Origin of the sequence: Ursidibacter maritimus, assembly GCF_009761395.1 — a bacterium.
Lineage (GTDB): Bacteria > Pseudomonadota > Gammaproteobacteria > Enterobacterales > Pasteurellaceae > Ursidibacter > Ursidibacter maritimus.
In genome coordinates, this window is record NZ_LEKN01000037.1 from 1 (window position 1) to 15,278 (window position 15,278).

A 15,278-nucleotide genomic window follows, 5' to 3' on the forward strand; every position below is an offset into this window, starting at 1 on the left:
CAAATTTTTCTTTAGACATTGCTAATGTTTCCTTTGTTGATATTCCGTAGTGCGAAATACACTACGGATTTTTATTTAACTAATAAATTATTTTTTACGTGCTTCAATTACTGCAGCAGCAACGCTTGATGGTGCTTCAGCATATTTCAATGGTTCCATTGAGTATGATGCACGACCTTGAGTTTGTGAACGAAGATCTGTTGCATAACCAAACATCTCTGAAAGTGGAACTTCCGCATTGATTTTAACAACAAATTCGTTTGCTTCTTGACCGTTTACCATAGCACGACGACGGCTTAAGTCACCGATTACATCACCAACATAGTCAGGTGGAGTTTCAACTTCTACCTTCATAATTGGCTCAAGTAGAACTGGGTTTGCTTTTGCGAACGCAGCTTTAAATGCTAAAGACGCTGCAAGTTTAAACGCTAATTCTGATGAGTCAACATCGTGGTATGAACCGAAGTGTAAACGTACACCTAAATCTACTACTGGGTAACCTGCTAATGGACCAGATTTAAGCTGTTCTTGGATACCTTTATCAACTGCTGGGATATATTCACCAGGAATTACACCACCTTTGATTTCGTTTACGAACTCATAGCCTGGGCCTTCAGCATCTAATGGGTATAAGTCGATAACAACGTGACCGTATTGACCACGACCACCAGATTGTTTTGCGTGTTTACCTTCAACATCATTAACACGAGTACGGATAGTTTCACGATAAGATACTTGTGGTTTACCGATGTTCGCTTCAACTTTGAATTCACGTTTCATACGGTCAACGATAATATCTAAGTGTAACTCACCCATACCTGAGATGATAGTTTCGCCTGACTCTTCATCTGTGTGAACACGGAATGAAGGGTCTTCTTGAGCAAGACGACCTAATGCAAGACCCATTTTCTCTTGGTCTGCTTTAGTTTTTGGTTCTACTGCAACAGAGATCACTGGCTCTGGGAATTCCATACGCTCAAGAATGATTGGTGCATCAATAGAACATAATGTATCACCTGTACCAACATCTTTTAAGCCGATTGCAGCTGCGATATCACCCGCACGAACTTCTTTGATCTCTTCACGTTTGTTTGCGTGCATTTGAACGATACGACCAAAACGCTCACGTTTTTGTTTCACAGAGTTCATTACTGTGTCACCAGAGTTAATTACACCTGAGTACACACGGAAGAAGGTTAAGTTACCTACGAATGGGTCTGTTGCAATTTTGAATGCTAAAGATGAGAATGGCTCTTCATCGCTTGCGTGACGCTCGCCTTCAGTTTCATCTAAGTTGATACCTTTAATTGCTGGGATATCTGTTGGTGCTGGTAAGTAATCAATTACCGCGTCAAGCATTGCTTGAACACCTTTGTTTTTAAATGCAGAACCACAGCAAACAGGAATTACTTCACCTGCTAATACACGCTGACGTAATGCAGATCTGATTTCTTCTTCGCTTAATTCTTCACCAGAGAAGAATTTTTCCATTAACTCTTCTGATGCTTCTGCTGCTGCTTCTACTAAGTTATTACGCCATTCTTCACACGCTTCTAACATATCTGCAGGAATATCTTCATAAGTGAAAGTCATACCTTGGTCTGCTTCATTCCAGTTGATTGCTTTCATTTTGATTAAATCAACTACACCTTTGAAGTTTTCTTCTGCACCGATAGGAAGTTGAAGAGGAACAGAGTTACCGCCTAAACGAGTTTTGATTTGCTCAACAACACGTAGGAAGTTAGCACCTGTACGGTCCATTTTGTTTACAAATGCAATACGAGGTACTTGGTATTTGTTTGCTTGACGCCATACTGTTTCTGATTGTGGTTGAACACCACCTACCGCACAGTAAACCATTACCGCACCATCAAGAACACGCATTGAACGTTCAACTTCGATTGTAAAGTCAACGTGTCCCGGAGTATCGATAACGTTGATACGGTGTTGTGGATATTGTTGTGACATACCAGACCAGAACGCTGTTGTTGCAGCTGAGGTGATTGTGATACCACGCTCTTGTTCTTGTTCCATCCAGTCCATCGTCGCTGCACCATCGTGTACTTCACCGATTTTGTGACTTACACCTGTGTAGAAAAGGATACGCTCAGAGGTAGTTGTTTTACCTGCGTCGATGTGAGCACTAATACCGATGTTACGATAGCGCTCAATAGGAGTTACACGAGCCATTATTATTACCTTATTTGGAATCTAATGTGAATTTATTTATATAGTAAGAGGCTTCATCACAAACTTTGAGATGAAGCCTACAAAATTACCAACGATAGTGAGCAAATGCTTTGTTAGCTTCAGCCATACGGTGAACATCTTCACGTTTTTTCACTGCTGAGCCTTTGTTATCTGCTGCATCTGAAAGTTCGTTAGCTAAACGAAGTGCCATTGATTTGTCACCACGCTTACGAGCAGCTTCGATAATCCAACGCATTGCTAACGCATTACGACGAGTTGGACGAACTTCTACTGGTACTTGGTAAGTAGAACCACCAACGCGGCGAGATTTAACCTCAACGGTTGGACGCACGTTTTCAAGTGCTGCATCAAATGCTTCTAATGCATCTTTACCTGAACGTTGTGCTAAAGTATCTAACGCAGCATAAACGATTGATTCTGCGATAGATTTTTTACCATCTACCATTAAAACATTAATGAATTTTGCAAGCAATTCTGATCCGAACTTTGGATCTGGGAGGATCTTGCGTTGACCTACATCACGACGACGTGGCATTTTAATTTCTCCGTATTATAAATCTTCAGGATATCCAAAACTCATCTTGCGTGATAATTATCACATTTGACTGGAGTTTATGGTTTAAATATTAAATTTAGACGTTTGGCCTTACTTAACGGAGAACCATTAAGATTTAGGACGTTTTACGCCGTATTTAGAACGACCTTGTTTACGGTCTTTTACGCCTGCACAGTCTAATGCACCGCGTACTGTGTGGTAACGCACACCTGGTAAGTCTTTAACACGACCACCACGAATCAATACAACACTGTGTTCTTGAAGGTTATGACCTTCACCACCGATATAAGAAGTAACCTCAAAACCATTCGTTAAACGAATACGGCATACTTTACGTAATGCTGAGTTTGGTTTTTTAGGAGTTGTAGTATATACACGAGTACATACACCACGTTTCTGCGGGCAAGCCTCTAATGCAGGAACGTTGCTTTTTACAACCTTTTTCACACGCGGTTTGCGTACTAGCTGGTTGATAGTTGCCATTAATTAAGCTCCAGTTAAAATTAAAAAATTACAAAAAAGCCTCTCGCCTTTATAGACAAAAGGACGCTAAATTATAAAGAAATTACGATTCCTAGTCAAGAATAAGAAAATTGATAAAGTCAATTACCTTCCTAATCAACAGGCAACAACTCATCTCTAAACTTATCATACCCCTCTGGTGGAGCAAATTTTCCCCTCATACTCTGCTTTTTCGGGGGCAAGCGTGTCAAGCTCAAGGATATTGATCACTACGATTAGGTCATAAAGTTAAGAAAATGCGATCTTCCCCTGATCAGTAAAAGAGATACCTAGACGTCTAGATTGCGATATAAGTCAGTTTTTATTAGAATACCGCCTAATTGTTATTTTAGATCGGGAATAGTGGGAAACTATGGCAGATTGGAACGGCGAATATATTAGCCCTTATGCAGAACACGGTAAGAAAAGTGAGCAAGTAAAGAAAATTACGGTATCTATTCCCGTAAAAGTATTGGAAATTTTAACCAATGAACGCACTCGCCGCCAAATTCGTAATTTGCGCCACGCAACAAATAGCGAATTATTGTGTGAAGCCTTTCTACACGCCTTTACTGGACAGCCTTTACCGACAGATGACGACTTAATGAAAGAACGTAGCGATGAGATCCCAGAAGAAGCAAAAGCCAAAATGCGAGAAATGGGGATTGATCCTGACAAATGGAGTTACTAAACAGTCTACCCCACGTATGTGGGGTATTTTTTTTAAGGAGAGAAAATGAAAAATATACAACAACAGATGGCTCGAGAAGTCCGTTGGGCCTTTTGGCTAACGTTGATTTATTTGGTTGGTTGGATTGTGTGTGCTTATTTTTCACCAAATGGTCGTGGTTGGCTTGGTTTTCCGCTTTGGTTTGAATTGGCTTGTGTTTATTTGCCGATAGCCTTTACTTTATTGGCTTATGGGGTCATTAAAAAAGTCTATAAAGAAATTGTGTTAGACGAAAAACAATAAGAGATGTTGTAATGAATATTGAAATTTTACTTCCGTTAATCGTTTATCTGTTATTTGTGTTCGGCGTGGCGTTTTACGCATATCGTAAACGTCAAAGCGGTAGTTTTCTGTCGGAATATTACGTTGGCGGCCGCTCAATGTCTGGTTTTGTATTAGCAATGACGATTGCGGCCACTTATGTTGGGGCAAGTAGTTTTATTGGCGGGCCTGGTGCAGCTTATAAATATGGGCTAGGTTGGGTATTGCTCGCGATGATCCAAGTGCCAACAGTGATTTTAACTCTCGGTGCATTGGGCAAAAAATTCGCTATGGTTGCCCGTCAAACAAAAAGTGTGACCGTCAATGATATGTTGATGGCTCGTTATAAAAGTCCTGTGGTTGTTTGGCTATCAAGTTTGGCTTTATTGCTCTCATTCTTTGCAATGATGGTGGTGCAATTTATTGGGGCGGGGCGTTTACTTGAAACAACCCTTGGTATTTCTTATACCACTTCTATTCTAATTTTTGCTTTGACCGTTGGTGTTTATACTTTTATCGGCGGTTTTAGAGCGGTGGTTCTTACCGATACAATTCAAGGTTTAGTGATGATGATCGGTACAGTATTATTATTAGGTGGGGTTCTTTATACGACTGGCGGAGTGAACAATGCCATTGATCGGCTTGCTACTATCAATCCACAGTTAATTGAACCTTACGGTATTGACGCACGTCCACTAGACTTTACTTTTATGGCATCTTTCTGGGTGCTTGTCTGTTTTGGTTTAATCGGATTGCCACAATTAGCAGTCAGGAGTATGGCATATCGTGATAGCAAAGCCTTGCATCAAGCAATGGTAATCGGCACTATCGTGCTCACTATCTTGATGTTTGGAATGCACTTAGCGGGTGCATTAGGCCCTGCGGTTACGCCAGATTTAAAAGTGGTTGATCAAGTTATTCCAAGTTTAATGTTACAAGTATTACCACCAGTTGTCGCAGGGATATTCCTAGCCGCACCAATGGCTGCGATTATGTCATCTATTGACTCAATGTTAATTCAAGCTTCTTCAACCATAATTAAAGATCTCTATTTGGCTCTTCGTCCAAATAAGGCGGTAAATGAACACAAGGTTAAGTGGCTCTCAACCGCAACCACCTTGTTACTAACTGTACTTGTGGTGGTTTCAGCAATCAATCCACCTGATATGTTGATTTGGTTAAACTTGCTTTCGCTTGGCGGGTTAGAAGCAACATTCCTTTGGGTAATGGTACTCGGTTTATACTGGGATAAAGCGAGCGCAATAGGGGCTATCTGCTCAATGGTTGCAGGGCTTGGTAGCTATGTGTTAATGACTACTTTCTCTATTAAAATTTTGAGTTTCCACGCTATTGTTCCATCGTTAATTATTGGGCTAGTTGCCTTCTTGATCGGTAATACATTCGGTGGCAAAAAAGCAACGAATGCTTAATTACCCCAATAAACAAGCGGTGAGATCTTTGCAAAACTTTGCAACAATCGCACCGCTTTTTATTTGCTTGCAGCTAGAAACTACCAAATCTGAATACGTTCATTGATTGGTTTAAACATGGCATCGCCTGCTTTTGTACCAAAGGTATTATGGAATCCATTGATATTGAGAACCGTAGCTAATGCTCGATACTCACTTGGTGCGTGCGGATCGCTTTTGACTTGGTGGGTGAGCGATTGTACGGTCGCTTTATTTCGCCACGAGCGAGTCCAGCTCATAAAGAAACGTTGATCGGAGCTTAAATTTTCAATCAGTGGGGCTTTTCCATTCTCTTTTTCATATAATTTTAAGGCATCGTAAGCAATACTTAGCCCACCCAAATCGGCAATGTTTTCACCTAAGGTAAAACGCCCGTTTACAAAGACATTTGGTGCGACTTCAAATTTATCAAACTGTGCCACAAGCTGATCGGCAAGGGCTTCAAATTTTTGACGATCTTCTTTTGTCCACCAATCTTGTAAATTTCCATCGCCATCAAATTTAGAACCACTATCATCGAAACCGTGTGTAATTTCGTGTCCAATAATAGCTCCGATTGCCCCAAAGTTTACCGCAGGGTCAGCGTGAATATCATAAAGTGGTGCTTGTAAAATACCCGCAGGAAAAACAATGCGGTTCATCAATGGGCTGTATGAAGCATTTACCACTTGTGGCAACATTCCCCATTCATTTAAATCAACAGGTTTGCCAATTTTATCAAGGGCTTCTTGGTAGTTCCACGCTGCGACTTTGCGTAAGTTGTCGTAGAGTGTTCCGCCTTCCGCAAGGGATTTCAGCTGTAGCTTGCTGTAATCTTTCCATTTATTTGGGTAGCCGACTTCGGTTATAAATTTATCTAATTTCACTTTGGCTTTCGCTTTGGTTTCAGGCGACATCCACGTTAGATTATCAATGCGATGGTGATAGGCTTTGACTAAATAGCTTGCCATTTCCAATAAGTCTTTTTTCGCACTGGTGGGGAAGAATTTTTCGACATAAAACTGGGCAAACTCTTGCCCGACTTGCCCATTGATTAAGCGTAATGCTCGCTTATCTAGTGGGCGTTGTTGTTTTTGCCCCACTAATTTGTGGCGATAAAACTCAAAATGAGCATCTTCCAAGGTCTTATTTAAGTAAGGTGCTGCATCTGACATCGTGCGGAAACGCAAGTAATCTTTAATTACTGATAAGTTTTGCGGGTTAATTAGGCGGTCAAATTGTTTTAAAAAATCAGGCTCCCAAACAATCACTTCATCGGTATTTACGCCAACAGCTTTAAGATAGTTCGCCAAATTGATATGGCGGCTTTGGTTGGCTAACTCACTGACTTTTATCGGGTTATAGCGTTTTTGAATATCTCTACGTTGCTCGTTAGTAAAGAGCGTTTGAGCAATAGACTTCTCAAAATTGACAATCTCTTTTGCTTTTTGCTTAGGATTTTTTACCTCTGCAAAGGCTAACATTTGGCTAATATAGTCTTGATAAAGTTGTAACGTTTTGCGGTTTTCTGGCGTGTCTTTTTGGAAATAATCGTTACTTAACCCTAAATCGGCGTTACTAAAATAGATCGCATTTTGGCGAGAATTTTTGAGATGAGCAAAAACAGACCAACCAAATAAAACGTCATTACCTTGTTGGGTTTCTGCAATTAGGTAACGTTCTAAATCTGTAAAATTTTGGATTTGATCGATTTTGGTTAAATCCGCTTGAATAGGGGCTAAACCTGATTTTTCTCTTGCAGATAAATCAGTGTAACTTTCATAAAGTGCTTTAAGGCGTTGAGCTTTTGGGTCATTTGCAAGTTTTGGATCGAAAATCACCGCTTGTAGCAATTCTACTGAGCGTTTCTCATTAAGTTCATTGAGTTCAGCTAAAGTCCCCCACGATGTTCTATCCGCAGGAATTTGAGCCGTCGCCAGCCATTTTCCGTTTACATAGCGATAGAAATCCTGTTGCGGTGCAACTTGTGGATCAACCCCTTCCATTAAAGTACTTTGATAGGTTTTCGGGCTACAAGCCGTCATCGCAACAGAAAGAGCGGTTACACTGAATAAAAATGGTTTTTTCATTCTTGATCTCCTTTAAAAAGAAAGCGGTAAGATTATCATTATATTTTGCAAAACAATTAGATAATCTCACCGCTTGATAGTTCAATATATTAGGGTATCGCTTATATACTCCAAATACCTAAATTTTACTTTCAATCAATTTAACCAACGCTTGAATATGATCGGCATTTGCATTAAGAGCAGGAATGTAGCGATAGCTTTCGCCGCCTGCGTTTTCAAAGTTTTCACGATTTTCTTCTGCGATTTCTTCTAAGGTTTCAAGGCAGTCAGCCGAAAAACCTGCACAAATTACCGCAACTTTTTTCACATTTTGGCTTGGGAAATTTGCTAAGGTTTCATCGGTGTAGGGTTGTAGCCACTCTTCATCGCCGAAACGAGATTGAAACGATAAAAACCACTGTTTTTCGGTTAAACCCAGTTTTTCTGCCACGAGTTTTGCTGTTTCTCGGCAGTGCGATGCGTAAAAATCCCCTTCGGTTTCATAACGTTTTGGAATACCGTGAAAAGAGAACAACAGTAATTCATCATCAGCTAATTCAATGCTATTGGCTAAGGCTTGGATATAGAGTGGATTATCGTGATAGCTATGAATAAACTCAAACGGCACTACTTTTTTATGGGCAGTTAATGCTTTTGCAAACGCATCAAACACTGATGCAGTAGTGCTTGAGCTATATTGTGGGTAAAGTGGCAGCACAATAATTTTCTCCACGCCTTGAGCAATTAGGTTATCTACCGCACTTTGCATACTTGGGTTACCGTAGCTCATTCCGAGTTCCACCACGATATTTTTGCCTTTTACATCAAAATATTTCTGAATAATACTCTGTTGCTGACGAGAAATTGCCAACAGGGGCGAGCCATTTTCCGTCCAAATAGATTGATAGGCGTGAGCCACTTTAGGCGAACGTTTTGGCAATACGATAAAGTTTAAAATGGGCAACCATTTCCAACGGGGTAAATCAATTACACGTGGGTCGCTTAAAAACTGTTTTAAATAGCGTTTTACCGCAGGCGTTGTGGGTTCATCTGGCGTACCTAAGTTGGCAAGTAATACCCCAATTTTGCTTGAATTCATTAACATTCTCCAAAAGAATAAGATAGCCTAGTGTAGCAAGCAAATTTAAGTATAAAAAGTGTTGTTTGGCTATTGCAAAAATTTAATTAAAACAGACCGCTTGCACACCATTGTGTAATGCACTATTTCAAATTTGTAAGTTTTTCAGCATTTCCTTGACTATCATTTTTTTACAATACGCAAGGTTTAGTTGGCTGTTTTATTATAAGAATAAGATGTGTCTATATACAGAATTAGAACGATATACAAGGCTTCCCACCACATTCAACAACTTTGGGATATGGATAAGGGTATTTTGGCAGTAAGGGCAATATTGGGGGCATTTTCAAAAACGTAGGTTAAGCATTTTAGTATAAGGCTTGACTACAATTTTCCCAGATTTTTTCCATTACACCTCCTTATATTGATAGAATAAAAAATAGCGTATAATCCATCGCCTATACGCTATTTTCATAATTGTTGTTTTTCAAAAATTTTATTTATTCTTCAATAGAGCGAAGTAGCTCATTGATACCTACTTTGCCACGTGTTTTTTCATCAACTTTCTTCACGATTACCGCACAATATAGGTTATATTTACCACATTTTGATGGTAAGCTCCCTGATACAACAACAGAACCAGCCGGTACACGTCCGTAGTGAATTTCACCTGTTTCACGATCGTAAATTTTTGTTGATTGACCAATAAATACGCCCATTGAAATTACGCAACCATCTTCAACGATAACACCTTCAACAACTTCAGAACGAGCACCAATAAAGCAGTTGTCGCCAATGATTGTTGGATTTGCTTGTAATGGCTCCAATACACCACCAATACCTACACCACCAGAAAGGTGAACATTCTTACCGATTTGTGCACAAGAACCTACGGTTGCCCAAGTATCTACCATTGTACCTTCACCAACATAGGCACCGATATTCACGTAAGACGGCATTAAAACGGTATTGTTAGCAATGTAAGCCCCTTTACGAACTGTTGCAGAAGGCACGACACGGAAACCTTCTTTTTGGAAACGTGCTTCGTCATATTCGGCAAATTTAAGTGGAACTTTGTCGTAATATTTTGTTTCTGCCCCATCAATAATTTGGTTATCGTTGATACGGAATGATAATAACACCGCTTTTTTCAACCATTGATGAGTTACCCAATCGCCATCAATTTTTTCTGCGACACGATATTTACCGCTATCTAACCCTTCAAGAACCTCTTCAACGGCAGCTTTTGTTTCTGCATCTACTGTACTTGGTGTAATTTCTGCACGACGTTCAAAAGCGGTCTCAATAATTGCTTGTAATGACATTTGCATTTCCTTTTTATAAGTAAACATAATGATGAACGACTTTTTAGCATATAAGCGGTGGGATTTCTACTAAATTTTACCTATTGCTTTATTTCTATTCAGGGCAACTTATATGTTGCCCATGTTTCAACCTATTATACCAAGCAATAGCTCATCTCTAAATTCATCCTCCCCTCCAATGTGAGCTTTCCTCCCATACTCTGCTTTTTTCAGTTCACTCGTGGCACCAATTTCCAAGATAATCTCTGTTACTAAATCCGTAGCCTCTGCACTTTACCTTGATAAAAATCAGTTAAGGTGCAGAGTTAGTATTTTTATAGTGATTACAACCACCCTTTCCGTTTAAAATAAAGATAAGGCGTGGCAGCAGCACAGATCATCAAGCCGATTGCCATTGGGTACCCATACTGGAAATGTAACTCAGGCATAAACTCAAAGTTCATCCCATAAGTCGATGCAACAAGTGTTGCGGGTAGGAACATAACGGAAACCAATGAGAAGAATTTCATTATTCGGTTCTGTTCAATGTTGATGAAACCCATTGCAGCTTGCATCAGAAAGTTTACCTTTTGGAATAATGATTCATTATGCGGTTGAAGGGATTCAATATCTCGCATAATATCACGTGCCTGTTCTAATTGGTTATTTGGCAAACGTGTTTTGCGTAATAAAAAGCTCAAGGCTCGTTGGGTATCCATCAAACATAAACGCACTTTAGAACTCATATCTTCTAATTCTGTTAAATCTGATAACGCATCATCAAATTCCGTTCCGTTTCTTTTTTCTTTTTCACTTTTATCTTGAGTGCTTAATACGACTCGACTCAGCTTTTCTAAATCTGCATAGATATTTTCAATAACATCCGCTAATTGCTCAATTTTGGTTTCAAATAAATCGAGTAATAATTCATAAGCGTTGCCATCCATCATTTTTTCTCGGCGTGAACGCATTCGGTATAAGCGAAAAGCAGGCAGATCTCGGTCTCGTAAAGTAAATAAACGCCCATCACGAATAGTAAAGCCAACAGTGGCAATATCTGCATAGTCTTCATCATCTAAGCAGTAAAAGAATGAGTGAAGGTGTAATCCATCTTCGTCTTCAAAAAAACGAGCGGAGGCTTCTAAATCTTCTAATTCACGTTCTTCGGCAAGGGTTTGATCTAAACGGTGTTCGAGAACTGTACGTTCATCATCACTAGGATCAATAAGATCGATCCAAATAGCATCGTTTAAGGTGTTTGGGTTGGTTTCATCAACGCTGATGATTAGGCGATCGTTATTTAACGAGAAAGCTCTGATCATTTCATACTCCTAATAAATGGTATGAGGCGATGAACACAAATGAACAAAAATAAGATACTGAACAGACCGACTCTCGTCGGCAAAGGAGTTTTGGACGAGGGGAAATTAACAAACTGATGAGTATCGACTGTGACTGTCCAAAATGCTGTATCCTCAAGGTAAAAAAACGGGCGAATGGTAACGATTTAGCTCTTATTCGTCAAGGAATTATCTGAGCAAGGGGTAGGATTTACTCTTTCATTGCGGTATTATTTATCTGTTTTTAGATAATTTCATTCTGCTCCCTCCAATTACTCTACATGGCTCTATAGTGAAGGGTAAATTTAACCGTTTTCATAATATACCATTTCACCAACATTAAATTGAATAAAATATGGTTACATATTGCCTTTCTTTTATACAACAAGTTATGCTAAAAAAGCAGTTTTAGGCAGAATTTGTTATGATTCTGCCATTTTTCACACAGGAGAACACAATGCAAAACCAACATTTCATCGGCTTAGGCGTTGCAGGCAACTTTGCGGGGCATTTAGAACAAGCAGGAGAAGCGGCTGATTTCTTACAAGTAAAAACAGCCGAAGCGATTCAGCCTAAAGCAATCTTTCCTTTTTATGTTCCTAGCAAAACATTATCTGAAACCTACCGCTTTCTTGCCACTTACCCACTATCAGCCGACACCATTACCTTTCCTAATGACGCAGATAATTTACAAATTGAACCTGAAGTGGCACTGATTTGCGATATTGAGTATTCAGATAAAAAGGTTATTGCCCTAACGCCAACGCATTTTGCTGCTTACAATGACTGCTCTATTCGCCGACCAAATGCTCGTAAAATTTGTGAGAAGAAAAATTGGGGAGAAAATTCTAAGGGGCTTTCCAACACCTTTATTGCATTAGATCATTTTAATCAAGGTGGGAATTTAGATAATTACAATATCGCTTGCTTTCATAAACGTAACGGCGAGCTAAATGAGTATGGCGTTGATAGCCAAACTGTTGGTTATAGTTACTTTCATCAAAAGTTATTAGATTGGATTGTCGATAGAATGAATAGTCAACCGGATGAAGGCCCAATGAACCATATTGCCGAACTGCTACAACAAGCAGATTATCCAACCAAAGCGGTTATTAGCATCGGAGCAACACGCTATACCGATTTTGGCGAACATAATTTCTTACAAAAAGGCGATACCAGTATTGTTGCAGTTTACCCTCGAGAGCGGTATTCACATCAACAAATTGTCGAAATGGCACAAAATGAGCAATTCGCTGAAAATATTTCTGCATTAATTCAGCAAGTAAAATAACAAGCGGTCAGTTTCAGCCAACTTTTTGCAAATTTTAGTATAAAGTGATGTAAAGAGTTGTGATGAAAGGTGAGATAGGCGACAATAACCGCCATTTTGAAACGAATTAGAGTATAACGAATGTCATTAAATGATTATCCACAAGAAGTGAATAAACGCAGAACGTTTGCGATTATTTCCCACCCCGATGCAGGTAAAACCACCATCACCGAAAAAGTATTACTTTACGGTAACGCCATTCAGAAAGCTGGCTCAGTCAAAGGAAAAGGCTCGGCACAGCACGCCAAATCCGACTGGATGGAAATGGAAAAACAACGTGGTATTTCAATTACCACCTCGGTGATGCAATTTCCTTATAATGATTGTCTAGTGAATTTACTGGATACCCCAGGACACGAAGACTTCTCGGAAGATACCTATCGAACATTAACTGCCGTTGATAGTTGCTTAATGGTTATTGATTCAGCAAAAGGGGTTGAAGAACGAACTATCAAATTGATGGAAGTTACCCGTCTGCGTGATACGCCAATTCTGACATTTATGAATAAACTTGACCGCGATATTCGTGATCCGATGGAATTGCTTGATGAAGTAGAAAGCGTATTAAAAATTAACTGTGCACCTATTACTTGGCCTATCGGTTGTGGAAAACTATTTAAAGGTGTTTACCATATCGCTAAAGATGAAACCTACCTTTACCAAACAGGGCAAGGACATACAATCCAAGATGTGCGTATCATCAAAGGATTAGACAACTCTGAATTAGACACTGCCGTAGGGGACGATTTGGCTCAACAGTTGCGTGATGAATTGGAGCTTGTTCAAGGTGCAAGCCACGAATTTGAGCTAGAAGCTTTCTTAAACGGTGAATTAACGCCAGTCTTCTTTGGTACAGCATTAGGCAATTTTGGTGTCGATCACTTCTTAGATGGTTTAACCGAATGGGCTCCAGCACCACAGCCTCGTCAATCTGATGAGCGTACTGTTGAAGCAAGTGAAGAAAAATTTAGTGGCTTCGTATTTAAAATCCAAGCCAATATGGATCCAAAACATCGTGACCGAGTTGCATTCTTACGTGTTGTCTCAGGAAAATATGAGAAAGGAATGAAGTTAAAACACGTTCGTATTGGTAAAGATGTCGTCATTTCTGATGCTTTAACCTTTATGGCTGGCGACCGTTCTCACGCAGAAGAAGCCTATGCAGGCGATATTATCGGCTTACATAATCACGGTACGATCCAAATTGGCGATACCTTCACACAAGGTGAAAATATCAAATTTACAGGCATTCCAAACTTTGCACCGGAATTATTCCGCCGTATCCGTTTACGCGACCCACTTAAACAGAAACAGCTACTCAAAGGATTAGTCCAACTTTCAGAAGAAGGGGCTGTGCAAGTATTCCGCCCACTAATGAATAATGATTTGATTGTTGGTGCTGTGGGGGTATTACAGTTTGATGTGGTTGTTTCTCGCTTAAAAACGGAATACAACGTAGAAGCCATTTATGAAACCGTAAATGTGGCAACAGCTCGTTGGGTTGAGTGCAAAGATGCCAAGAAATTTGAAGAATTTAAACGCAAAAATGAGCAGAATTTAGCCCTAGACGGTGGTGATAACCTAACCTATATTGCTCCGACAATGGTTAATCTCAACTTAGCACAAGAGCGTTACCCTGATGTTACGTTCTTCAAAACAAGAGAACACTAAAGATATCGTACGAGACATAACTTATGAGTGAACAAATTTACGGTATTCACGCCGTTAAAGCCTTCTTAGATAACGCGCCAGAGCGTTTAATTGAAGTCTATGTACTAAAAGGGCGTGAAGATAAACGTTTAAATCCACTATTAAACGAACTGCAACGCTTAGGAATTGCAATTCAGCAGCTCAATCGCCAAAGCCTAGATAACAAAGCTCAAGGTGAAGTGCATCAAGGGATCATTGCTAAAGTGAAACCTGCAAAAGAACTTAATGAACAAGATCTTGATCAGATCTTGGCGAGTAAAACTAATCCATTATTGTTGATCTTAGACGGCATTACTGATCCACATAATTTAGGAGCTTGTTTACGTACCGCAGATGCTGCTGGAGTTGATGTAGTGATTGTTCCAAAGGACAAATCTGCCCAGCTCACTTCTACTGCGCGTAAAGTAGCTTGCGGAGCGGCTGAAGTCATTCCATTAGTACGAGTCACTAACCTTGCCCGTACAATGCGAGAGTTGCAAGAAAAAAATGTCTGGATTATCGGCACTGCTGGTGAAGCAACAGAAAGTCTATATCAAGTAAAAATGACAGGAGCAATTGCGCTCGTAATGGGGGCTGAAGGCGATGGCATGCGTCGTTTAACGCGTGAACATTGCGATCAGCTTGTCAGTATTCCTATGGCTGGCTCTGTATCATCATTAAACGTTTCAGTTGCCACAGGCGTATGCCTATTTGAAATAGTCCGCCAAAAATTAGCTCAATAATCCTCAGATAAAAATGGG

13 protein-coding genes are annotated in these 15,278 nt (G+C 39.9%); 6 read left to right on the forward strand and 7 right to left on the reverse strand.

What is annotated here, in order from left to right; translation table 11 throughout:
• Positions 1-87: 87 nt before the first annotated feature.
• The 3 genes from fusA to rpsL form a co-directional block, all read right to left on the reverse strand.
• Positions 88-2,190 carry an elongation factor G gene (gene fusA, locus A1D26_RS08405; protein ID WP_157403595.1) on the reverse strand — a complete coding sequence of 701 codons (2,103 nt, stop codon included), beginning with the start codon at positions 2,188-2,190 and terminating at the stop codon, positions 88-90.
• A gap of 85 nt (positions 2,191-2,275) precedes the next feature.
• A complete protein-coding gene (rpsG, locus tag A1D26_RS08410; RefSeq protein ID WP_157395264.1) occupies positions 2,276-2,746 on the reverse strand; it encodes a 30S ribosomal protein S7 in 471 nt (156 codons plus the stop codon).
• 129 nt (positions 2,747-2,875) lie between these two features.
• Positions 2,876-3,250 (reverse strand): 30S ribosomal protein S12, encoded by a 375-nt coding sequence (rpsL, locus tag A1D26_RS08415; protein WP_005708967.1) that lies wholly within the window; start codon positions 3,248-3,250, stop codon positions 2,876-2,878.
• A gap of 391 nt (positions 3,251-3,641) precedes the next feature.
• Between rpsL and metJ the strand changes: the two genes are divergently transcribed.
• From metJ to panF, 3 genes are read left to right on the forward strand one after another with little or no spacing between them, the layout of a single operon-like run.
• Positions 3,642-3,959, forward strand: a complete 318-nt coding sequence (gene metJ / locus A1D26_RS08420; protein WP_157403596.1) for a met regulon transcriptional regulator MetJ — start codon at positions 3,642-3,644, stop codon at positions 3,957-3,959.
• Between the two features lie 45 nt (positions 3,960-4,004).
• Positions 4,005-4,241, forward strand: a complete 237-nt coding sequence (locus A1D26_RS08425) for a YhdT family protein (RefSeq protein WP_198303151.1) — start codon at positions 4,005-4,007, stop codon at positions 4,239-4,241.
• Between the two features lie 11 nt (positions 4,242-4,252).
• Positions 4,253-5,689: a sodium/pantothenate symporter gene (gene panF / locus A1D26_RS08430; protein WP_157403597.1), complete on the forward strand. Its 1,437-nt coding sequence runs from the start codon at positions 4,253-4,255 to the stop codon at positions 5,687-5,689.
• A gap of 80 nt (positions 5,690-5,769) precedes the next feature.
• Here panF and A1D26_RS08435 read toward each other — a convergent pair whose 3' ends face one another.
• The 4 genes from A1D26_RS08435 to corA all read right to left on the reverse strand — a co-directional run bounded on the left by A1D26_RS08435 (position 5,770) and on the right by corA (position 11,480).
• A complete protein-coding gene (locus A1D26_RS08435; protein ID WP_157403598.1) occupies positions 5,770-7,797 on the reverse strand; it encodes a M13 family metallopeptidase in 2,028 nt (675 codons plus the stop codon).
• A gap of 118 nt (positions 7,798-7,915) precedes the next feature.
• Entirely contained in the window at positions 7,916-8,875 is a 960-nt protein-coding gene (gene hemH, locus A1D26_RS08440; RefSeq protein ID WP_157403599.1) for a ferrochelatase, read from the reverse strand.
• A gap of 479 nt (positions 8,876-9,354) precedes the next feature.
• Positions 9,355-10,179 (reverse strand): 2,3,4,5-tetrahydropyridine-2,6-dicarboxylate N-succinyltransferase, encoded by an 825-nt coding sequence (gene dapD / locus A1D26_RS08445; RefSeq protein ID WP_157403600.1) that lies wholly within the window; start codon positions 10,177-10,179, stop codon positions 9,355-9,357.
• A gap of 323 nt (positions 10,180-10,502) precedes the next feature.
• Complete coding sequence (corA, locus tag A1D26_RS08450) at positions 10,503-11,480, reverse strand: magnesium/cobalt transporter CorA (protein WP_157403601.1); 978 nt, start codon at positions 11,478-11,480, stop codon at positions 10,503-10,505.
• 475 nt (positions 11,481-11,955) lie between these two features.
• Here corA and A1D26_RS08455 point away from each other — a divergent pair, with 475 nt between their 5' ends.
• The 3 genes from A1D26_RS08455 (at position 11,956) to rlmB (ending at position 15,260) form a co-directional block, all read left to right on the forward strand.
• Complete coding sequence (locus A1D26_RS08455) at positions 11,956-12,789, forward strand: DUF5718 family protein (protein WP_157403602.1); 834 nt, start codon at positions 11,956-11,958, stop codon at positions 12,787-12,789.
• A gap of 120 nt (positions 12,790-12,909) precedes the next feature.
• Positions 12,910-14,499: a peptide chain release factor 3 gene (gene prfC, locus A1D26_RS08460; protein WP_157403603.1), complete on the forward strand. Its 1,590-nt coding sequence runs from the start codon at positions 12,910-12,912 to the stop codon at positions 14,497-14,499.
• Between the two features lie 23 nt (positions 14,500-14,522).
• Positions 14,523-15,260 (forward strand): 23S rRNA (guanosine(2251)-2'-O)-methyltransferase RlmB, encoded by a 738-nt coding sequence (gene rlmB, locus A1D26_RS08465; RefSeq protein WP_157403604.1) that lies wholly within the window; start codon positions 14,523-14,525, stop codon positions 15,258-15,260.
• The last annotated feature ends 18 nt before the right edge of the window (positions 15,261-15,278 follow it).